We start from the raw sequence: 19,490 nt of genomic DNA, 5'->3' as shown, positions 1-19,490 counted from the left end.
TCAGTGATCAGCATCAACGTCAGCTCTATCAGCCCGACCGCCAAAATGACCGATCGCTCCGTCGTCTCCACCTGCTCGCTCGGCCTCTCCGGCTCGGCGTTCATGGGCAGCGGTATGTCCGGCTTCGCGGCCGAGCGCCCCGCCATGCTCCTGACGGCTCTCCCCGTCCTGGAGCGCAATGAGCGACCGACCAAGGCACTGGAAGCAGGAGTAGCAGCAGGCAAGGCCCAGGCCTATGCCTTTGCGGCGACCGGTGCCGAAACCAAGCAGCAGACGCAGCACCACACGATGTGGGCCTTCCGTGGGCTCGAACCCTGGAGTGATCCAGCCTGATCGACGATCAGGCCGGCGCCTTCAGGGCCGCGGAACCCCACCCGGGATCCGCGGCCCTTCTGTTTTGCCCGAACGGGCGAAGCGGAGCGAAGGGGCCTCGGGACAAGGCAGAACCCGGTACCAGCCCACCGGCCAACAGGCCGGACCGACCAGACGAGGAAAACAGAACCGTGCAACTCGAAGCGCACGCCCCGTCCGTACCGCCTTCGCAAACGATTCCCCCGCCCGGCCTCACGGAGGACCCCGCTTTGACCCCCCTGACCGCGCTCACCGCGCTCGACGACGCCATCGAGAACCTCGGCGTACCCGTCCCCTGCCGCGCCTACGACCCGGAGGTCTTCTTCGCCGAGTCGCCGGCCGACGTCGAGTACGCCAAGTCCCTCTGCCGGACCTGCCCGCTCATGGCCGCCTGCCTCGCGGGGGCCAAGGAACGGCGCGAGCCGTGGGGCGTCTGGGGCGGTGAGCTCTTCGTCCAGGGCGTGGTCGTCGCCCGCAAGCGGCCCCGTGGCCGCCCGCGCAAGAACCCGGTCACGGCATGAACGTCACCGGAACCATCGACCGCCCCCTGACGCACGATCCCCAGAAGCAGGCCCCGATGACCTCTTCCGCGAGCGAGCCCCACGGCTCCGCCACCCCAGCCGTCACCACCATCGGCGCGAATGACTCGCGCCAGAACAGGAACCGTGAGATGCAACTCATCCAAGAAGCGCTGGCTCGTGCCCATATGCACGAGCGCATGCGGGAAGCCGACGCGGAACGCCAGGCCCTGCGCCTGGTCGCCGCCCGGCGCATGCAGCGCCGCGCCGAGCGCGTCTCGCTGCGCGCCCGCCGCGCGCTGGCCATGGCCGTCATGCACTGAGCGCCCAGCGCACTGAGCGCCGAACCCTCGCGGGGGCCGGTCCGAACCGACCGGCCCCCGCGGTGCGTTGCGCACCGCCCGGGCACCGAGTGGAGTTATCGTCCCGTGGTGAACGACCGGACTCCTCCCCCCGCGCAGCCGGACCCTCACACCCTGGTGTGCTCCCGCTGCGGCAGGTCCGCGGACAGCCCCCCGGTGACCTGGATGTGTTCCGTGGAGAACGGCACCCGTCACTACTTCTGCGACGACTGCGCCCGCACCCACCTCAGAGCCATCGAGAGCAGACTCGACTCCGCCTGGTGGTGATCGTGCACCGGGCGGAGCCGAACCACCCGGTCAGGCCCGCGCCTCCACCGGCACCACGTCCTCGTCGTCCTCCGGCAGGAAGCCCGGCAGCCACGACTCCAGCTCATCCCGCAGCCGCACCGTGGCGTTCAGCTGGCACAGCACCCCAATGGTGCTCAGCGTCACCCGGTGGATCAGCAGATAGGCGGGCGGCAGATTGAGCTGCTTGCCCAACTGGTGCGCCGGGGACCGGATATCGGCTATCCGGGCCGCCTGCGCCCGCAGCCAGCCACGGGTGAAGGTGAACGCCTCCACCTCAGCCGGCTCGATGATCGGCAGCAGATACTCCAGCACCGCGTCCGGGTCGAGCTCGATGGTCTCCTTGACGAACCCCTCCGCGCACAGGAGTTCGTACACCGTCTCCGCATCGCCCTCCAGGGTCAGCCGCAGACAGGCACCGATCGGGTCCGGCAGGCCGCCCGGCAGCCGGTCCACCGTGCCGAAGTCCAGCACGCCCAGCCGCCAGCCGCTCTCCTCGCCGTCCTCGTCCCCCTCGACCGCGGGCAGCAGACGGAAGTTGCCCGGGTGCGGATCGGCGTGCAGCAGACCCGTGCGCGCCGGCCCCGAGAACAGGAAGCGCGCCAGCAACTGGCCCGCGCGGTCGCGCTGTTCGGGCGTACCGTCCGTGATGACGTCGGCGAGCGGTATGCCGTCGATCCACTCCGTCACCAGCACCTGGTCGGACTGGTGCACCACGTCCGGCACCACCACGTCCGGATCGTCGGCGAACTCCGCGGCGTGCTGCCGCTGCGCCTCGGCCTCCAGGCCGTAGTCCAGCTCCTCGGCCACCCGGTCGCGCAACTCGGTGATCAGCGGCTTGATGTCCATGCCCGGGATCAGCGGCCCGAGCAGCCGGGCGAACCGGCTCAGCTGCGCCAGGTCCGACAACAGCGCGTCACCCGCCCCCGGATACTGCACCTTCACCGCGACCTTGCGGCCGTCGTGCCACACGGCCCGGTGCACCTGGCCGATCGACGCCGCCGCCGACGGCTTGTCCTCGAACTCCAGGAACAGCTCGCGCCATTCGGCGCCCAGCCGCTCCTCCAGCACCGAGTGGACCGTACGGGTCGGCATCGGCGGGGCCGCCTCCTGGAGCTTGGTCAGCGCCGCCCGGTAGGGCCCGGCGACCTCCTCCGGAAGAGCCGACTCGAAGACGGACAGCGCCTGCCCGAACTTCATCGCGCCGCCCTTGAGCTCACCGAGCACCTTGAACAGCTGTTCCGCCGTGCGCTGTTGCAGCTCACGGGCCACTATCTCCGCGGACTTGCCGCCGATCCGCTTGCCCAGGCCCCATGTGACCCGACCGGCGAATCCCAGCGGCAACGCGGCCAACTTGGCAGTACGGGTGACCGCCTTCCGGGGAAGATCAGACATACGCCCCTCCACATCCCAGATCGCCGTGCCGCGTTGCCTCCGGCATGACGTGTCGACGTCTTACCCCGCCATTGTGGCCTGCTCCGGGCCGTCGTCCGAGGTGCGCACCCCCTCTCTTCCGCCGGCCGCCCCGCAGGTACAGTCGGCGTGCGGGGCGATCCGCTCGGATCGCCAGTCCAGCAGGGGCAGCGATGTCTCCCAGCGAGCCCCCGTGCTCGCCGGCAGATCCCCGTCCAGGAACGCCAGCGCGTGTGCCGCCGTCAGCCCCGCGACCGCCGTCGCCAGCCCCAGATCGCAGGCCGGGACCCGGCTCTGCCGACCCGAACGCCACTGCGCCAGCATTCGCGGCCAGGCCGGATCGCGATCCGCCCGTTCGAAGTCGAGGCAGCGCGCGCACGCCGTGCCACCGGGGAGTACCAGCGGACCCACCACGCCCGTGGCCTCCACCACCCCCGCGTACAGATGGGGAGTGCCCGTGGCGACCCAGTCGTCGGCCGGCCGGGGGTCCGGCGCGTACGCGGCGAGCCCGTCCCGCGGAGCGACCACGACCAGCGACAGCCCCGGCTCCGACCCGGCCGCCCTGCCGACCGTCTGGCCGAGCCCCCTGCCCCCACGCGGCGCGCCCCGAGGCGCGCGGCCTCCGGGCGCCGCCCTGCTCACCAGGCGCCGGGCCGCCGCGTCCCGCCGCTCACCCACCGCCTCCGCCGCGAGCCCGCCCGGCGCCACGTCCCACGGCTCCACACATTCACCGTCCAGCACCTCCACCCGGCCGACACCCGACGCGGACAGCAGCGCCGCCACGCTCGCGCCCACCCGCCCGGCGCCGCGCACCTGAACCCGCATCGAGCGCCGCGCCGCCAGCCGCCGTATCGCACCGCCCGGTTCCCGGTGGACCACGGAGAGGGACGCCAGATCGGCGCGCAGCCGGTCGAGTGCGCCGTCCTCCTTGCGCAGCGCGTCCGCAGCGGGGTCGCCCACCGCCGCGTCGTCCAGCAGTCCGGCGTCGGCCAGCCGGTCCACCAAGGCCTCCATCCGGCCGTCGGGCAACCCCAGCGCCCGCGCCTCCTCGCGCAGCAGCGCGAGCCCCCGGGTCCCGTCGAACATCCCCAGCAGACTGCCCGTCGTCGTGTCCACCGGGCCGAGCACCACCGCGTGTGCCGGCGTCGCCCCGAACTGCACGTACTGGAGATTCCGCCATGCCCGCCGCAGCGCGGGCTTCACCATCGGATGCATATCCGCCCCCGTGATCTTTCGTGATCGCCGTCGATCCGCGCTGTCAGAATGCCCGGCCCCGCCGATCCCCACGGAAAGTTGTCCACAGCGGCGGTGTATTGGTCTTTCAATCGTTCAAATGGCGCAGCCTGTGGATGGATCGTGCGTGAACCCTCCCCGAGACGGGACACCCCCCGCTGACAGCGGGTAACGTCGGGGCGTGCCAGCCGACCCACACCGCAGCCCGACGAGCGACGCGCCCCGACGATCGGGGACGAGCGCGGTCGAGGTCCGAAGGAGCTCACGGCGCAGGAGAACGGTCTCCGCCTACCGCGAGGGCGACCGGACCATCGTGCTCATCCCCGCCCGCATGTCGGAGGCGGAGGAGCGCCGCTGGGTGAACGTGATGCTCGACAAACTCGCCGCCCAGGAGAGCAAGCGCGTCCTGGGCGACAGCCAGCTGCACGAGCGCGCCGAGCGACTGTCCGCCCAGTACTTCGACGGCCGCGCGCGCCCCAGGTCGGTGCGGTGGGTCACCAACCAGAACACCCGCTGGGGCTCCTGCACCCCCGGCGAGGGCAGCATCCGCCTCTCGCACCGGCTGCAGGGCATGCCGGAGTACGTCATCGACTACGTCCTCGTGCACGAACTGGCCCATCTGCTCGTCCCGGGGCACGGAGCCGACTTCTGGCGGCTGCTGGAGGCGTACCCCCGCACCGAACGCGCCCGCGGCTACCTGGAGGGAGTGGTCGCCGCGGACCGCCTGCCCCACCTCCCGGCCGGTCGCGGAGAGTGACATCCACCGATCCTGTACCGAACGTGTACCGACTTGGCTCGATGTCGTCGCGAGCCGTTAGCCTGGCGCGACGGATTCACATTTCGGGATGGGGGACGGTCGTTACGCATGGCCAGGGAATTCCAGCGCGGCCACAAGGCCAAGATCAGTGACCTGACACCGGGAACCGATCTGTACGTAGGAGTGCAGATCACGGCCCCCGGTCTCACCTTCGACATCAGCTGTTTCGGCCTGGACGCCAACGAGCAGCTCTCCGACGACCGGTATTTCGTCTTCTTCAACCAGCCGAAGTCGCCCGAGGAGTCCATTCAGATGCTGGGCCCGCAGGCCGGTGACACGGAGTCCTTCCGCGTCACGCTCGACCGCGTCCCCCCGCACATCCACAAACTCTCCTTCACCGCGACGGTCGACGGCGCGGGACAGATGTCCCAGATCGGTCCGGGGCATCTCCGTATCGTCGCGGGTGGCGAGGAGGTGGCCCGGTACGCCTTCGACGGCTCCGAGTTCAGCACCGAGCGCGCGGTGATGCTCGGCGACTTCTACCTGAAGGACGTATGGCGGTTCGCCGCGGTCGGCCAGGGCTTCGACGGCGGTCTGGAGGCGCTGCTCAGGAACTTCGGCGGTGAGGTCGCCGAGGAAGAGCCGGCCGCGCCGCAGCAACCGCAGGCCGCGGCGCCCGGTTTCGCCCCGCCCCCGTTCGCGGCTCCCGCCGCTCCCGTACCGCCCCAAGCGCCGCAGCCCGCACCGTCCTTCGGCGCCCCGATCGCCCCGGCGCCGCAGCCTCCGGCACCCGCCCCCGCACCGCACCCCCCGGCCCCCGCGCCGCAGCCCATGCACGCCGCGCCCACGATGGCCGCCCCCATGGCGCCGCCCGCCCAGCCCGCCCCGCCGTCACCGTACGGGCAGCCGCCCCAGCAGCCGCAGTTCGGCCAGGTACCGGGCCAGGTGCCCGGACAGACCCCGCCGCCGGGGACGCCGTCCCCCTACGGGCAGCCGGCCCCCGCCCCGTCGCTGTACGGACAGCAGCAGTACGGACAGCAGCCGTACGGCGGGATGCCGCCGGGCGCCCCGCAGGGCATGCCCCACGGCGCCGCGCCACAGGCCGGCGGCGGACTCCAGGCCGCGCTTCAGAAGTACCGCGAGACGGCCACCGGGCAGCGCTGGACGCCGCAGAACCAGCAGCTCATGCGGGTCGACCTGGCCATGGGCGGGACGCCCGTCCTCGCCCGCCAGGGCAGCATGGTCATGTACCAGGGCAAGGTCGACTTCGGTTACAAGGGCGCCGGTTTCACCGGACGTATCGTCGGCAACGCCACCGGTCAGGAGATGCAGCTCATGCGCTGCACCGGCCGCGGTCAGGTCTTCCTCGCCGAGAACGGCTCCCACCTGCACCCCATCGAGCTCCAGGGCGACGCCATCTGCGTCTCCGCCGAGAACGTCCTCGCCTTCGACGAGACGCTGCACCACGAGGTCCGCCGGATCGAGGGCCACGGCATCCCCGGCGGCGCGCTGTTCACCATGCTGTTCCAGGGCACCGGCACGGTCGTCGTCAAGACCCAGGGTGTCCCGGTCGTCCTGCCCGTCACCCCGACCACCTTCGCCGACTGCAACGCCGTCGTCGCCTGGTCGGCGGCCTCCCAGGTGATCATCTCCAGCCAGGTCCGGCTGCGCCGCAACGCGTACCCCGGCCACAGCGGGGAGACCGTCAACCTGCAGTTCCGGGGAGCCCCCGGCAACTTCATCGTCGTCCAGCCGTACGAGGTCTGAGGGAGCCCGGACAATGAACCAGCAGCTCGCGGGCTTCGCCCCGACCCCCGTCGTGGCCCGGATGGAGAACCACGGCCGCCACATGCTCAAGGTGGCGATGGCCACCGGCCAGGACCTGTACGCACGCACCGGCTCGGTGGTGTCGTACGAGGGCTTCGTCCAGTACGAGCCCAACCCGCCCGCCGTCCGCCAGATCGCCTCCCAGTGGGTCACCGGCGAGGGCGCGCCCGTCATGAAGTGCTCCGGTGACGGGCTGCTCTACCTCGCCGACTACGGCGCCGACGTCGTCGTCATCAACCTCGACAACGACGCGCTCTCCGTCAACGGCACCAACCTGCTGGCCTTCGACGCGCACCTCCAATGGGGTGTGGAAAAGGTCAAGGGCCTGGCCAAGTTGGCCGGGCAGGGCCTGTGGAACGTGCAGATCACGGGCACCGGATGGGTCGCTCTGACCTCGCGCGGGACGCCCCTCGTCGTCGACTGCGGCCGCGGCGAGGACGAGACGTACGTCGACCCCGACGCCCTCGTCGCCTGGTCGCCGTCGCTCAAGGTCAAGGGCAAGCGCAGCTTCAAGGCCTCCTCCCTGATCGGGCGGGGCAGCGGAGAGGCGTACCAGATGGCCTTCTCCGGGCAGGGCATCGTCGTCGTACAGCCGAGCGAGGACAGCACCGACCGCCTGCGGGTCCGGGGCTGAGGGGGAGCGAGAACACACCATGCAGAGCCCGCTTTTCAGCCACACGGAACAGCAGAGCCAGGACCGGTACGCCGTCCAGAACCCGCAGCTGCTGCGGGTGGCGCTCACCGGCCACGACGACGTCCTCGCCCGCAAGGGCGCCATGGTCGCCTACCAGGGCCTGATCGACTTCGACGGCGAGTACCAGAACCAGAGCCGGCAGCGCGCCCGCGCCCACACCGGCGAAGGGCTGGACCTGATGCGCTGCTCCGGGCAGGGAACCGTCTACTTCGCCAACCTCGCCCAGTACATCCATGTCGTGGACGTCGACCACGAGGGCATGACCGTGGACAGCTCCTATGTGCTGGCGCTCGACTCCACGCTCCACACCGAGGTCATCGCGGTGGACAGCCAGTACGGCATCTCCGGCTCCGGCAAGTACCAGCTGAACATCTCCGGCCGGGGCAAGGTCGCCCTGATGACCTCCGGCCAGCCGCTGATGATGGAGGTGACGCCGGACAAGTACGTCAGCGTCGACTCCGACGCGGTCGTCGCCTGGTCCTCCGCGCTGCGCGTCCAGATGCAGGCGCAGACCCACTCCTCGAACGTGCGCCGCCGTCGTGGCAGCACCGGGGAGGGCTGGGAACTCAGCTTCCTGGGGCAGGGTTTCGCGCTCGTCCAGCCCAGTGAGGTCATGCCGCCGCAGAACGCGGAGATCGGTCAGGGGATGCGCGCCCAGTTCGGCGTCGGCCAGCACGGCGCGCACGCCCAGAACCAGAACAACGCCTGGAACTGAGCCGCGCCACCGGGGGCGGTAAGGGGCGGTCGCCATGGGCGAGCGCCCCTTACCCCCGACGTCACCGCTCCAGAGCCGCGCGGGCCGCTTCCACCAGCCGGACCACCGAGGTGTCGGCCACGGCCGCCACCTCGTCGTAACCGAACCAGCGCAGGTCCAGCGACTCGTCGCTGATCGCCTCCACCGCGCCGGACGGCGCTACCGCCACGTACTGCACATCGAGGTGCCAGTGGCAGGGCGCCGGGATCGGATGCCGGTCCAGCCGCGCGGGCCCGCCCGGCAGCAGCGTCAGCCCCGGGACGCCGGACTCCTCCGTGGCCTCCCGCAGCGCCGCCCCGGCCACCGTGCCGTCCCCCGGCTCACAGTGGCCGCCCATCTGCAGCCACATGCCCAGCTTCTTGTGCAGGGTCAGCAGCACCCGGCCGCGCTCCGGATCGACCACCAGCGCGCTGGCCGTCAGGTGCCCGGCCCCACACGCCTTCCACATGCCGTCGGGGCGCGCCGCGAGGTGATCCAGATAGACCTGGCGCAGCTCGGCCTGGTCCCCGTGCGCCTCGTACGCCTTCAGTACGAGGACGGCGTCGTCGTGCAGGGTCACCGGTCGGTGTCGTCCTTGCCCTGGTCGCGCTCGTCCTGGTTGCCCGCCGCCTCGCCGAGCATCTTGTCGAGCTCCGAGAAGTCGAGGTGCTCGCGGTGGACGAAGCCGTCCGGGTCGTCCAGGTCGGAGGCGGTCGGCAGCATGTCCGGGTGCTCCCACAGGTCGTCGCGACCGTCGACGCCCCGCGCGTCCGTCAGCGACGCCCACAGCCGGGCCGCGTCCCGCAGCCGGCGCGGACGCAGCTCCAGGCCGATCAGCGTCGCGAAGGTCTGCTCGGCGGGACCGCCCGAGGCCCGGCGGCGGCGCAGCGTCTCCCGCAGCGCGGCGGCGGAGGTCAGCCGGGACTTGGCCGCCTCGTGCACCACCGCGTCCACCCAGCCCTCGACCAGTGCCAGGGCCGTCTCCAGGCGGGCCAGCGCCGCCTTCTGCTCCGGCGTGTCCTCCGGCTGGAACATGCCCTGCTGGAGCGCCTCCTGCAGCTGCTCCGGATTGGACGGGTCGAGTCCGCTGACCGCGTCCTCCAGCTTCGAGGTGTCGACCTTGATCCCGCGCGCGTACCCCTCGACCGCACCGAACAGGTGCGAGCGCAGCCACGGCACATGGGCGAAGAGCCGCTGGTGGGCGGCCTCCCGCAACGCCAGGTACAACCGCACCTCGTCCTTCGGCACGCCCAGGTCCTTGCCGAACGCCTCCACGTTCAGCGGGAGCAGCGCGGCCTTGCCGGCCGGGCCCAGCGGCAGCCCGATGTCGGTCGAGCCGACCACCTCGCCGGCCAGCACGCCCACCGCCTGGCCGATCTGCTGGCCGAACATGGCGCCGCCCATGGAGCGCATCATGCCGATCAGCGGGCCCGCCATGGCCTGCATCTCCTCCGGCAGCACATCACCCATGGCCGCGCCGACACGCTCGGCGACCGGGTCGACCAGCTGCTGCCAGGCCGGGAGCGTCGCCTCGACCCACTCCGCGCGGCTCCACGCCACGGAGGTGCTCGCGCCGGACGGCAGGGACGTCACACCGTCCAGCCACAGGTCCGCCAGGCGCACGGCCTCCTGGACCGCGGACCGCTCGGCCGGGCCCACGCTGGAGTCCTTGGTGCCGTCCGGCGTGCCCTGGGCGACGGTCTGGCGCGCGATCTGCTTGGCCATGTCCCAGTTCACCGGACCGCCCTCGAAGCTCAGCATCTGGCCGAGCTGCTGGAAGGCCGCTCCCAGGTCGTTCGGGTTCAGCGAACCGAACATCGCGGCGAACGGATTGTCCGCCCCGCCCGGGCCGCTGCCCGGCAGACCGGGGAACCCGAAGGGATTGCCAGCACCCTTGTCACCTTCGGAGGGCGGCTTCTTCTTGCCCTCGTCGCCGTTCTCCGGCTCCTCCGGCGGAAGGCCGAATCCGAATGGGGTGTCACTCACGGGTTTCCTCGGCTCGTAGGGCCACCGGCGTCCTGCCGGTGGCGGCTGCCCGACAACACCACCAGCGTAGACATCCGGGCCGGATAAGGGCTCGGTGCTTCACTGGCTCCCGGCCTGCGGCAGGATGGACGCCACCTGGTCCGTACGCGTGATGCACGTACGTACTGAAGACAACCGCTGGAGACGCCCGGTGAGTTCCCCAGATCCGCAGGTTCGCGCAGCGCGAAACCAATCAACCCCGTCCGCCGGCCGCCGCCCCGTCGTCGCGGTCACCGGCGCCGCGTCCGGCGTCGGCGACCTGCTGACCCGGCGCCTTGTCGCGTCCGAGGAGATCAAGCAGGTCATCGCCATCGACGAGCGCCGGGGCGAGGTGGCGGAGGCGCACTGGCACATCCTGGACGTCCGGGACCCGGCCATCGCCGAGAAGCTGCGCGGCGCGGACGTCGTGGTGCACCTGGCGCTCGACCTCGACCTGGAGACCGACGCGGCCGCCCGGACGGCGTACAACGTGCGCGGCACCCAGACCGTCCTGACGGCGGCCGCGGCCGCCGGCGTCCACCGCGTCGTGCTGTGCACGTCGGCCATGGTCTACGGCGCCCTCCCGGACAACGACGTCCCGCTCTCCGAGGACGCCGAGCTGCGGGCGACCGCCGAGGCCACCGGGGTCGGCGACCTGCTGGAGATCGAGCGCCTCGCCCGCCGGGCGCCCCGCGCCCACCCCGGCCTGAACGTCACGGTGGTACGCCCCGCCGTCCTGGTGGGCGGTACGGACACCGCGCTCACCCGGTACTTCGAGTCGCCCCGCCTGCTGGTCGTCGCCGGATCGCACCCGACCTGGCAGTTCTGCCATGTGGAAGACCTGGTCAGCGCGCTGGAGTACGCCGCGCTGGAGAAGGTCGAGGGGGAGTTCGCGGTCGCCTGCGACGGCTGGCTGGAGCAGGAGGAGGTCGAGGAGCTCAGCGGCATCCGCCGCATGGAGCTGCCGTCCGCGGTGGCGCTCGGCGCGGCCGCCCGGCTGCACCGGATCGGTCTCACCCCGTCACCGGCCGGTGACCTGGCGTACACCATGCACCCCTGGGTGGTCAGCGTCGGGCGGCTGCACGACGCGGGCTGGCGGCCGAAGTGGACCAACGAGGAGGTGCTCGCCGCGCTCCTGGAGGAGGTCCAGGGCCGCCACACGGTCGCGGGACGCCGCCTCGGCCGCAAGGACGCCACCGCGGCGGGCGCGGCCGGTGCGACGGTCGCCCTGCTGGGCACGGCCGCGCTGGTACGCCGGGTCCGCAAGCGCCGGGGCCTGTAGGACCGGAATCCGTAGGACCGGGGCCGGTCCGGAGCCTCCGGGTGCCGGACCGGCCCCGGACCCCCGCCGCGTGCCGGGGCCTGTAGGAGGCTCCAACGCGCGCGTGGAGGGGCCGGGCGAAAACGCTATTCCGTGATGTCAGTGCCGTACGGCACGATGGTCGGCATGGCACCCACGTACGACCACCCCGGCGAGCGCGCGGCGGCGGACCCGATCCGGTTGCTGGCGATCCGCGACACCCCGCTCTCCCTCGACGAGGTCTTCCGCGCCGTCGGCGACGACGCGGCCGGCGGCACCGCGCTCTTCGTGGGCACCGTGCGCAACCACGACGGCGGCGCCGACGTCGACGCCCTGGGGTACTCCGGCCACCCCACGGCCGAGGCCGAGCTGCGCCGGGTGGCCGAGAAGGTCGTCGCCGACTACCCGGTCCGCGCCCTGGCCGCCGTCCACCGGGTGGGTGACCTCACCGTCGGTGACCTGGCCGTGGTCGTGGCCGTGTCCTGCCCGCACCGCGGGGAGGCCTTCGAGGCGTGCCGGAAGCTGATCGACGACCTCAAGCACGAGGTGCCGATCTGGAAGCACCAGCGGTTCTCCGACGGTACGGAGGAGTGGGTCGGCGCCTGCTGACCGCCGTCGACGGCGGTGACCGATCGTCCGATTTGCGTAACCGCACCCCGGGCACGAGCGTTGAGATGGCGGATGGTTAATCTGCTGATCAGCCAGTGGGATCCGCTCAAGGGGACGGGAGGTGGCGATGGCAGCACTCGCGTGGTTGTTGATCCCTCTGTTCGCGGCCATCGGTGCCGCGATATGGGGAGGCTGGGCTTCACGCGACCGGACCACCGAGGACGTGGCCGAACTCGCGGGGTACGCGCGCTTCCGTGACGCGATGGAGAAGTCCCGTCCCGGCGGCGGCGTGGTCTGAGGGGGCCGGGCACCCCTCGAGAGCCTCTTCCGGGGCCACCCCGTACGGACCGGCCCCAGGGGTGCACTGACAGACGTGTCCCGTACTGTCGTTCCATGCCACGCCGCACCGCGACGATGCTCGCCTCCACCCTCATCCTCATCGCGCTGCTCTGCGCAGGAGTGTTCATCAAGGTGCCCTACGCGGAGATGAGCCCGGGCCCCACGGTCAACACGCTCGGTGACTCCGGTGGCGAGCCGGTGCTGCAGGTCTCCGGCCACGAGACGTACCCCGCCTCCGGGCATCTCAATATGACGACGGTCAGGGTCACCGGTGCGGACTACAGGATGAACCTCGTCGAGGCCGTCTACGGCTGGCTCGCTCATGACAGCGTCGTGGTGCCGCACGAGACGCTCTACCCGGACGGCAAGACCGAGGAGCAGTCCACCCAGGAGAACGCCGAGGAGTTCAGCCAGTCCCAGGAGAGCGCCAAGGTCGCGGCCCTCGGTGAGCTGGGCATCCCCGTGGCGTCGCGGGTCGTCGTCTCCTCCGTCCAGAAGGACAGCCCCGCCGAGAGCACCCTCCACGCGGGCGACGTCATCAAGGCCGTGGACGGTACGCCGGTGAAGGAGCCGCAGGACGTGGCGAAGCTGGTCACCCGGCACAAGCCCGGCGAGGACGTGGTGTTCACCATCGTCCCCGCCAAGGCCGCGGCCACGGCGGAGAAGGCCCGCCGGGAGCCCACCACGACCGAGCAGGTCACCGTCACCACGAAGAAGTCCCCGGAGGGCGACCGCGCGATCGTCGGCATCCAGGCCGGAACCGATCACACGTTCCCGTTCTCCATCGACATCAAGCTGGCCGACGTGGGCGGCCCCAGCGCCGGCCTCATGTTCTCGCTGGGCATCCTCGACAAGCTGACGCCCGGAGACCTGACCGGCGGCAGGTTCGTCGCGGGCACCGGCACCATCGACGACAAGGGCAGGGTCGGCCCCATCGGCGGCATCGACATGAAGCTGGTCGGCGCGCGGGACGCGGGCGCCCGGTACTTCCTGACCCCCGCCGACAACTGCGCGGCGGCGGCCTCGGACACACCGGAGGGCCTCACCCTGATCAAGGTCGACTCGATCGACGACGCGGTGAAGGCGCTGGAGAAGGTGGGCAAGGGGGACACGTCGGGCCTGCCGAGCTGCTCGGTGTCGTGACGACGCGCCCCGGCCGGGAGGCGCGTACGGCGACCCGACGCGCCCCCTCGCGGGTGATCAGGCCTCGAACGTCGCCGCCAGCGCCTCCGCCAGGCCCGGGACCAGGTCCGCGCCCGTGAGGACCTCGGTCGGCGAGTCCTTCTCGCGCAGCCGCAGCGCCGACTCCCGCGCGCCGTCGCGCAGCACGGCCACCGTCATCCGGACCTCCTGGCGGTCCGGGTGGCCGGCGACCCACTTCGCCAGCCCCGCCTCGTCGAGACCCTCCGGGACGGACGCCTCGGCGGACGGCGGCAGCATGAGCCGCTCCACCGTCATCGCGCACCCGGCCACCGCGTCGGGCCAGGCGATGGTGGCGAGGAACTCGTCGAGGGGCCGGTCGGCGGGGATCTCGTCCTGCTCGATCGGGGTGAGGGGCGCGGCGGCCTTTGCCGCGTCGAGCCCGAGCTGAGTGGCCAGCCGCGGCTCCTGTGAGCGCAGCTGCGCGGTGTCGACGAGGGCGAAGAGCCTGGCCGGCTGGTCCCAGCCGAGGCCGGACGCGTACTCGTCGATTTCGAGCACCGCGCGGGTCAGCGGGCTGGCGGCCATCGGGGGGCCGGAGGGAGAAACGTTGGACATGGGCAATATCCTGCCTCCTTTCGACCCGGAGACGGGAACTAGGTAAAGCCTGAGTAAGTTGCATCAGTGGGACCTACGATCGCTGGGGCCCACCGCAGCCTCTTCAGCTGCTCCGGCACGACTGTTCCGACACGTTCGGACACGACTGCTCAGATACGACTCTCAGACACGACCGCGAACTTCGAGGGGCGCACGTTGGCTTTCCAGATGCCGGACCGCGGCGGAGGCCCGACCGGGCCACGGATCAGAGTCGGCCGGCCGTCCCGGCGGGCCCGCACCCTGCTCATGACGCTGGGAGTGCTGGCCGTTCTGGCCATGCTCTTCGTCATGTTCGCCGGGTTCTGGACGGACTGGCTCTGGTACCGGTCCGTGAACTACTCGTCCGTCTTCACCACCACCCTGTGGGCCAAGATCGGCCTGTTCGCCGTCTTCGGCCTGCTCATGGCCGCGGCCGTCGGGCTCAACATCTGGCTCGCCCACCGGCTCCGGCCGCCGCTGAGCGCGATGTCGCTGGAGCAGCAGAGCCTGGACCGCTACCGCATGGGCGTCGCCCCGTACAAGAAGTGGGTGTTCCTGGCGATCACCGCCCTGGTCGGGCTGATCGCCGGTGCCTCCGCCTCCGGGCAGTGGCGGACCTGGCTCATGTGGGTGAACGGCGTGCCGTTCGGCCAGAAGGACCCGCAGTTCCGGATGGACGTGGCGTTCTACGCCTTCGACCTGCCCTGGTACCGGTTCCTGCTCGGCTTCGGCTTCGCCGCCGCCGTGCTCTCCCTGATCGCCGCCGCCCTGACGCACTACCTGTACGGCGGGCTGCGCATCACCAGCCCCGGCGCGCGGGCGACCGCGGCGGCCACCGGCCACCTGTCGGTGCTGCTCGGCGTCTTCGTGTCGCTGAAGGCCGTGGCGTACTGGCTGGACCGGTACGGCCTCGCCGTGAAGTCCAGCGACTTCAAGGCGACCGGTAACTGGACGGGCCTGCGGTACGTCGACGCCAACGCCTACCTGCCGGCCAAGACCATCCTGTTCTGCATCGCCGTCATCTGCGCCGTGCTGTTCTTCGCGACGCTCTGGCGCCGCACCTGGCAGCTGCCGGTGATCGGCTTCGGCCTGATGGTGCTGTCGGCGATCCTCATCGGCGGCCTGTACCCGGCCATCGTGCAGAAGTTCCAGGTGCAGCCGAACGAGCAGGCCAAGGAAGCGCCGTACATCGCCAAGAACATCGAGGCGACGCGCAAGGCGTACGACATCGACGAGACGCGGCCGGAGAACTACTCCGGCAAGTCCACCGTCAAGGCGAAGGAGCAGTTGCGCGGCGACGCCGACTCGGCGGCCAGCTACCGGCTCCTCGACCCGAACATCGTCTCGCCCACCTTCCAGCAGCTGGAACAGAAGCGGAAGTACTACCAGTTCCCCACCACGCTCGACGTCGACCGCTACGACGGCAAGGACACGGTCGTCGGCCTGCGTGAGCTGAACATCAAGGGCATCCCGAAGCGGAACTGGATCAACGACCACTTCACGTACACCCACGGCTACGGCGCGATCATGGCCACGGGCACGGGGACGGACGCCAACGGCTCGCCGATCTTCACCGAGGCCGGACTGCCGACCAGCGGCCAGGCCGAGAAGTACGAGCAGCGGGTCTACTACGGCGAGAAGACCGAGCAGTACTCGATCGTCGGCGGCCCGCAGAAGGAGCTCGACTACGAGGAGAACGGCGAGAAGACCACCAGCTACGAAGGAAAGAGCGGGGTCAACCTCTCCACCGCGTTCAACCGGGCCGCGTACGCCGTGGCCTTCAGCGAGCCGCAGATCCTCTACTCGGGAGCCATCGGCGAGGGTTCGCGGATCCTCTACAACCGCACGCCGAAGCAGCGCGTCGAGGCGGTCGCCCCGTGGCTGACCATCGACGGCGACGCCTACCCGGCGGTCGTCGACGGCCGCATCCAGTGGATCGTCGACGCGTACACCACGACGAACGGCTATCCGTACGCGTCCCGTACGACGCTCGGGACCACGACCACGGACTCGCTGACCGCCGGCAACGAGACGCGCGCGGTGCTCGCCCAGCAGAACCAGGTCAACTACATCCGCAACTCGGTCAAGGCCACCGTCGACGCGTACGACGGCACGGTGAAGCTGTACCAGTGGGACACCGAGGACCCGGTCCTGAAGACCTGGATGAAGGCGTTCCCCGACACCGTCCTGCCGAAGGACGCCATCAAGCCCAGCCTGAAGGAGCACCTGCGCTACCCGCAGGACATGTTCAAGGTCCAGCGCGAGCTGCTCACCCGCTACCACGTCAGGGACGCCGCGCAGTTCTACAGCGGCAGTGACGCGTGGCAGGTGCCGGACGACCCGACCAACAAGGACGGGAACGCCGTACCGCCGTACTACCTGAGCATGAAGATGCCCGGTGACACGGAACAGCGGTTCTCGCTGACGACGACGTTCACGCCGAACGGGCGGCCCAACCTGGGCGGCTTCATGGCGATCGACGCGGACGCCAACAGCAAGGACTACGGGCGGATAAGGCTGTTGCGCGTCACGTCCGAGGTGCCGGGCCCGGCGCAGGTGCAGAGCAAGCTCAACGGCCTACCCTCCGTTGCCCAGTTCGTCCGCGACATGAAGGGCGCCGACTCCGACATCCAGTACGGCAACCTGCTCACCGTGCCGCTCGACGGCGGGTTCCTGTACGTGGAGCCGGTGTACGCCCAGGGCCGCAACGCGCTCTATCCGCTGCTGAAGAAGGTGGCCGTGTCGTACGTCGACGCGGACCAGCCGGAGGGCGACACGACCAAGGACACCACGGTGTTCGAGGACAACCTCGCCAAGTCGCTGAACGCGGTCTTCGGGGTGGAGGGCCAGACGCCCACCACGCCGCCGCCGGCCGACCCGACCAAGCCGCCCGCCACGGGTGACGCGGCGCTGGAGCGGGCGATCGCGGACGCGCAGAGGGCGTTCACGGACGGCGAGGAGGCGCTGAAGAAGGGCGACTGGACGGCGTACGGCAAGGCGCAGGAGGCCCTGGCGGACGCGCTGCGGCGCGCGGCGGCGGCGGACGCCGCGGCCAAGGCCGACCAGAAGCCGGCGGACCAGAAGCCGGCGGATCAGAAGCCGGCGGACCAGAAGCCCGCCGAAGCGAAACCCGCAGGTTAGGAGCCCACCCCGCGTCGTGGTACGGTTGGTTTACCGACGCGGGGTGGAGCAGCTCGGTAGCTCGCTGGGCTCATAACCCAGAGGTCGCAGGTTCAAATCCTGTCCCCGCTACTGAAGTCAAGGGCCCGGATCTTTCGAGATCCGGGCCCTTGGTGCTGCCGGGGGAAGGCGCGGCGTGGGGTGGCAAGCGGCGCCCTGGTGGGGGCAGTTGGAGTGAGACGTGTTTGACTTGTCTCCCTGTGGGCATGTCGACAAAACGCTGAAGTGACCTCACTGGCTGCGATATACCAGGTGTACGCGGGTTGCGGGTGGTGCGACGATGGAATCCATGGGGGACAGGGCAACGCTTTTGGAAACAGGGCGGTTTGTGGACGGTGCGGAGACCGGCGACGCCGTCGAGACCGAGGCACGGCACCGCCGCGCCGCCGACCGGGGTGAGACCGCTTCGATGAGCATCCTCGGAGCGATGCTGCTGCGCCGCGGCGACCTCGACGGCGCCGAGCCGTACCTGCGCGCCGCCACCGCCGACGGCGACCGCGCCGCCGCCAACAACCTCGGTGTCCTGCTGCACCAGCGCGGCTACGCGGACGAGGCCGCCGGCTGGTGGCGCATCGCCGCCGTGGCCGGTTCCGCCGCCGCCGCGCACGCCCTGGGCCGCCACCACCGCGAGCGGGGCGACGAGCCCGCCGCAGAGTACTGGCTCCGCCAGTCCGCCGAGCAGGGCCACGCCCTCGGCGCGTACGCCCTCGCCGACCTGCTGGAGCACCGCAGCGACGTCGGCGCCGAGCGCTGGCTGCGCGCCGCCGCCGAACAGGGCCACCGCGAAGCCGCGTACCGCCTGGCCCGCCTGCTGGACCGCGAGGCCGAGGAGAACCCCCGGGGCGCCGGCGACGGCGACGCCGGTACGAGCACCGAGACCGCCGAGCAGTGGTACCGGCAGGCCGCCGCCCGCGGGCACCGCCGCGCCGCGCTGCACCTCGGCGCCATCCTCGAAAAGCGCGGCGAGCTCAAGGAGGCCGGCCGCTGGTACCTCACCTCCGCCAAGGACGGTGAGCCGCGCGCCGCCTGCGCGCTCGGCTTCCTGCTGCGCGACGCGGGGGACGAGGAGAGCGCGGCCGTCTGGTGGCTGCGCGCCGCGCAGGACGGCGACGGCAACGCCGCCAACGCCCTCGGCGCCCTGCACGCCGCCCGCGGTGAGCACCAGACGGCCGAGCGCTGGTACCGCGCGGCGACCGACGCGGGCGACGTGAACGGCGCGTACAACCTCGGACTGCTGTACGCCTCCCAGGACCGCACCGCCCAGGCCGAGCAGTGGTACCGCCGCGCCGCCTACGCGGGTCACCGGGAGGCCGCCAACGCGCTGGCCATCCTGCTCCTGCAGAGCGGCGACCCGAAGGGCGCCGAGCCCTGGTTCTCCAAGGCCGCCGAGGCGGGCAGCGTCGACGCCGCGTTCAACCTCGGCATCCTCTACGCGGGTCGCGACGAGGACCGTACGGCGCTGACCTGGTACGAGCGCGCCGCCGCGGCGGGCCACACCGAGGCGGCCCTCCAGGTGGGCATCGCACGCCTGCGGGACGGCGACGAGCAGGAGGCCGAGCGCCATCTGCGGTGCGCGGCGGGCGGCGGCAGCGCCGAGGCCGCGTTCCGGCTGGCCACCGTCCTGGACGCGCGCCAGCAGGTGACCTCGTCGCCGGCGCTGGGCGAGCCGCAGGCGGCGAAGACGGAGTGCGAGGAGTGGTACGAGCGGGCGGCCGAGCAGGGCCACCGCCGCGCCCAGGTGCGGATCGGCATGCTCGCCGCCGCGCGCGGGGACATCGCGGAGGCCGCCCGCTGGTACCGGGAGGCCGCCGAGGCGGGCAGCCGCAACGGCGCCTTCAACCTGGGCCTGCTGCTCGCCCGCGAGGGAAACGAGCGGGAGGCGTCACTTTGGTGGGCCCGCGCGGCCCGGGCCGGCCACGGGCGGGCCGCCCTGCGCCTGGCGCTGCTGGCCGCCCGCCGGGGCGAGCTGGCCGAGGGCCGCCGCTGGTGCTCGCGCGCCGTCGAGCTGGGCCCGGCGGAGGTGGCGGAGCGGGCCGCGCGGCTCAGCGAGGCGCTGCACCAGGAGCTCACGGCGTAAGGCTTCCTTATGGATTTGCGCTGGTCCACGCC

At 71.5% G+C, this 19,490-nt stretch carries 19 protein-coding genes and 1 tRNA gene; 15 read left to right on the top strand and 5 right to left on the bottom strand.

What is annotated here, in order from left to right; all coding sequences use genetic code 11:
- Positions 1 to 3 precede the first annotated feature (3 nt).
- The 4 genes from ABZZ38_RS16945 (at position 4) to ABZZ38_RS16930 (ending at position 1,498) form a co-directional block, all read left to right on the top strand.
- A complete protein-coding gene (locus ABZZ38_RS16945) occupies positions 4 to 333 on the top strand; it encodes a hypothetical protein (RefSeq protein ID WP_356740259.1) in 330 nt (109 codons plus the stop codon).
- Positions 334 to 503: 170 nt separating this feature from the next.
- Positions 504 to 872 carry a WhiB family transcriptional regulator gene (locus tag ABZZ38_RS16940; protein ID WP_356740257.1) on the top strand — a complete coding sequence of 123 codons (369 nt, stop codon included), beginning with the start codon at positions 504 to 506 and terminating at the stop codon, positions 870 to 872.
- Positions 869 to 1,192: a hypothetical protein gene (locus tag ABZZ38_RS16935; protein WP_356740255.1), complete on the top strand. Its 324-nt coding sequence runs from the start codon at positions 869 to 871 to the stop codon at positions 1,190 to 1,192. The genes ABZZ38_RS16940 and ABZZ38_RS16935 overlap by 4 nt, the downstream gene beginning before the upstream one ends.
- Positions 1,193 to 1,300: 108 nt before the next feature.
- Positions 1,301 to 1,498, top strand: a complete 198-nt coding sequence (locus tag ABZZ38_RS16930; protein ID WP_356740253.1) for a hypothetical protein — start codon at positions 1,301 to 1,303, stop codon at positions 1,496 to 1,498.
- Between the two features lie 30 nt (positions 1,499 to 1,528).
- On the opposite strand, the gene ABZZ38_RS16925 is transcribed toward ABZZ38_RS16930, so the two are convergent.
- Together ABZZ38_RS16925 and ABZZ38_RS16920 are read right to left on the bottom strand one after the other, a co-directional pair.
- Entirely contained in the window at positions 1,529 to 2,911 is a 1,383-nt protein-coding gene (locus ABZZ38_RS16925) for an AarF/ABC1/UbiB kinase family protein (RefSeq protein WP_356740251.1), read from the bottom strand.
- A gap of 60 nt (positions 2,912 to 2,971) precedes the next feature.
- Positions 2,972 to 4,144 (bottom strand): ThiF family adenylyltransferase, encoded by a 1,173-nt coding sequence (locus tag ABZZ38_RS16920; RefSeq protein WP_356740249.1) that lies wholly within the window; start codon positions 4,142 to 4,144, stop codon positions 2,972 to 2,974.
- 199 nt (positions 4,145 to 4,343) lie between these two features.
- On the opposite strand from ABZZ38_RS16920, the gene ABZZ38_RS16915 reads away from it, so the two are divergent.
- The 4 genes from ABZZ38_RS16915 (at position 4,344) to ABZZ38_RS16900 (ending at position 8,155) form a co-directional block, all read left to right on the top strand.
- Positions 4,344 to 4,919 (top strand): M48 family metallopeptidase, encoded by a 576-nt coding sequence (locus ABZZ38_RS16915; protein ID WP_356740247.1) that lies wholly within the window; start codon positions 4,344 to 4,346, stop codon positions 4,917 to 4,919.
- A 108-nt stretch (positions 4,920 to 5,027) separates the two neighbouring features.
- Positions 5,028 to 6,686, top strand: a complete 1,659-nt coding sequence (locus tag ABZZ38_RS16910; RefSeq protein ID WP_356740245.1) for a TerD family protein — start codon at positions 5,028 to 5,030, stop codon at positions 6,684 to 6,686.
- A gap of 13 nt (positions 6,687 to 6,699) precedes the next feature.
- Positions 6,700 to 7,380, top strand: a complete 681-nt coding sequence (locus ABZZ38_RS16905; RefSeq protein WP_356740243.1) for an AIM24 family protein — start codon at positions 6,700 to 6,702, stop codon at positions 7,378 to 7,380.
- A gap of 19 nt (positions 7,381 to 7,399) precedes the next feature.
- Entirely contained in the window at positions 7,400 to 8,155 is a 756-nt protein-coding gene (locus ABZZ38_RS16900; RefSeq protein ID WP_356740241.1) for an AIM24 family protein, read from the top strand.
- A gap of 61 nt (positions 8,156 to 8,216) precedes the next feature.
- On the opposite strand, the gene ABZZ38_RS16895 is transcribed toward ABZZ38_RS16900, so the two are convergent.
- Both ABZZ38_RS16895 and ABZZ38_RS16890 read right to left on the bottom strand, forming a co-directional pair.
- Positions 8,217 to 8,753, bottom strand: coding sequence for an NUDIX hydrolase (locus ABZZ38_RS16895; protein ID WP_356740239.1), 537 nt, complete (start codon positions 8,751 to 8,753; stop codon positions 8,217 to 8,219).
- On the bottom strand, positions 8,750 to 10,159 hold the full coding sequence (locus ABZZ38_RS16890) for a zinc-dependent metalloprotease (protein ID WP_356740237.1): 1,410 nt from the start codon (positions 10,157 to 10,159) through the stop codon (positions 8,750 to 8,752). The genes ABZZ38_RS16895 and ABZZ38_RS16890 overlap by 4 nt, the downstream gene beginning before the upstream one ends.
- A gap of 190 nt (positions 10,160 to 10,349) precedes the next feature.
- On the opposite strand from ABZZ38_RS16890, the gene ABZZ38_RS16885 reads away from it, so the two are divergent.
- The 4 genes from ABZZ38_RS16885 to ABZZ38_RS16870 all read left to right on the top strand — a co-directional run bounded on the left by ABZZ38_RS16885 (position 10,350) and on the right by ABZZ38_RS16870 (position 13,568).
- Positions 10,350 to 11,459, top strand: a complete 1,110-nt coding sequence (locus ABZZ38_RS16885) for an SDR family oxidoreductase (protein ID WP_356740235.1) — start codon at positions 10,350 to 10,352, stop codon at positions 11,457 to 11,459.
- A 165-nt stretch (positions 11,460 to 11,624) separates the two neighbouring features.
- The gene (locus ABZZ38_RS16880; RefSeq protein WP_356740233.1) at positions 11,625 to 12,086 is read left to right on the top strand and encodes a molybdenum cofactor biosynthesis protein MoaE; all 462 of its coding nucleotides are present in this window, start codon (positions 11,625 to 11,627) and stop codon (positions 12,084 to 12,086) included.
- A 127-nt stretch (positions 12,087 to 12,213) separates the two neighbouring features.
- Entirely contained in the window at positions 12,214 to 12,384 is a 171-nt protein-coding gene (locus tag ABZZ38_RS16875) for a hypothetical protein (RefSeq protein WP_356740231.1), read from the top strand.
- Positions 12,385 to 12,479: 95 nt separating this feature from the next.
- The gene (locus ABZZ38_RS16870) at positions 12,480 to 13,568 is read left to right on the top strand and encodes a PDZ domain-containing protein (RefSeq protein ID WP_356740229.1); all 1,089 of its coding nucleotides are present in this window, start codon (positions 12,480 to 12,482) and stop codon (positions 13,566 to 13,568) included.
- 57 nt (positions 13,569 to 13,625) lie between these two features.
- Here the strand turns inward: ABZZ38_RS16870 and ABZZ38_RS16865 are convergent, their stop codons facing one another.
- Positions 13,626 to 14,183, bottom strand: a complete 558-nt coding sequence (locus ABZZ38_RS16865; RefSeq protein ID WP_356740227.1) for a PPA1309 family protein — start codon at positions 14,181 to 14,183, stop codon at positions 13,626 to 13,628.
- A 207-nt stretch (positions 14,184 to 14,390) separates the two neighbouring features.
- Here ABZZ38_RS16865 and ABZZ38_RS16860 point away from each other — a divergent pair, with 207 nt between their 5' ends.
- The 3 genes from ABZZ38_RS16860 to ABZZ38_RS16850 all read left to right on the top strand — a co-directional run bounded on the left by ABZZ38_RS16860 (position 14,391) and on the right by ABZZ38_RS16850 (position 19,458).
- Positions 14,391 to 17,342, top strand: a complete 2,952-nt coding sequence (locus ABZZ38_RS16860; protein WP_356740283.1) for a UPF0182 family protein — start codon at positions 14,391 to 14,393, stop codon at positions 17,340 to 17,342.
- 37 nt (positions 17,343 to 17,379) lie between these two features.
- A tRNA-Met gene (locus tag ABZZ38_RS16855) sits at positions 17,380 to 17,453 on the top strand.
- Between the two features lie 208 nt (positions 17,454 to 17,661).
- Positions 17,662 to 19,458: a tetratricopeptide repeat protein gene (locus tag ABZZ38_RS16850; protein ID WP_356740225.1), complete on the top strand. Its 1,797-nt coding sequence runs from the start codon at positions 17,662 to 17,664 to the stop codon at positions 19,456 to 19,458.
- Positions 19,459 to 19,490 lie beyond the last annotated feature (32 nt).

Source organism: Streptomyces sp. NPDC006368 (genome assembly GCF_040612535.1).
Classification (GTDB): domain Bacteria; phylum Actinomycetota; class Actinomycetes; order Streptomycetales; family Streptomycetaceae; genus Streptomyces.
Note: the sequence above shows the minus strand (reverse complement) of the source record. Positions and strands in the feature narration are given on the sequence as shown.

Bases quoted from the DNA above. Each gene is read 5' to 3' on its own strand.
- ABZZ38_RS16935 (WP_356740255.1), top strand. From the start codon at position 869: ATGAACGTCACCGGAACCATCGACCGCCCCCTGACGCACGATCCCCAG.
- ABZZ38_RS16925 (WP_356740251.1), bottom strand. From the start codon at position 2,911: ATGTCTGATCTTCCCCGGAAGGCGGTCACCCGTACTGCCAAGTTGGCC.
- ABZZ38_RS16920 (WP_356740249.1), bottom strand. From the start codon at position 4,144: ATGCATCCGATGGTGAAGCCCGCGCTGCGGCGGGCATGGCGGAATCTC.
- ABZZ38_RS16910 (WP_356740245.1), top strand. From the start codon at position 5,028: ATGGCCAGGGAATTCCAGCGCGGCCACAAGGCCAAGATCAGTGACCTG.
- ABZZ38_RS16905 (WP_356740243.1), top strand. From the start codon at position 6,700: ATGAACCAGCAGCTCGCGGGCTTCGCCCCGACCCCCGTCGTGGCCCGG.
- ABZZ38_RS16900 (WP_356740241.1), top strand. From the start codon at position 7,400: ATGCAGAGCCCGCTTTTCAGCCACACGGAACAGCAGAGCCAGGACCGG.
- ABZZ38_RS16880 (WP_356740233.1), top strand. From the start codon at position 11,625: ATGGCACCCACGTACGACCACCCCGGCGAGCGCGCGGCGGCGGACCCG.
- ABZZ38_RS16875 (WP_356740231.1), top strand. From the start codon at position 12,214: ATGGCAGCACTCGCGTGGTTGTTGATCCCTCTGTTCGCGGCCATCGGT.
- ABZZ38_RS16870 (WP_356740229.1), top strand. From the start codon at position 12,480: ATGCCACGCCGCACCGCGACGATGCTCGCCTCCACCCTCATCCTCATC.
- ABZZ38_RS16865 (WP_356740227.1), bottom strand. From the start codon at position 14,183: ATGTCCAACGTTTCTCCCTCCGGCCCCCCGATGGCCGCCAGCCCGCTG.
- ABZZ38_RS16860 (WP_356740283.1), top strand. From the start codon at position 14,391: ATGCCGGACCGCGGCGGAGGCCCGACCGGGCCACGGATCAGAGTCGGC.
- ABZZ38_RS16850 (WP_356740225.1), top strand. From the start codon at position 17,662: ATGGAATCCATGGGGGACAGGGCAACGCTTTTGGAAACAGGGCGGTTT.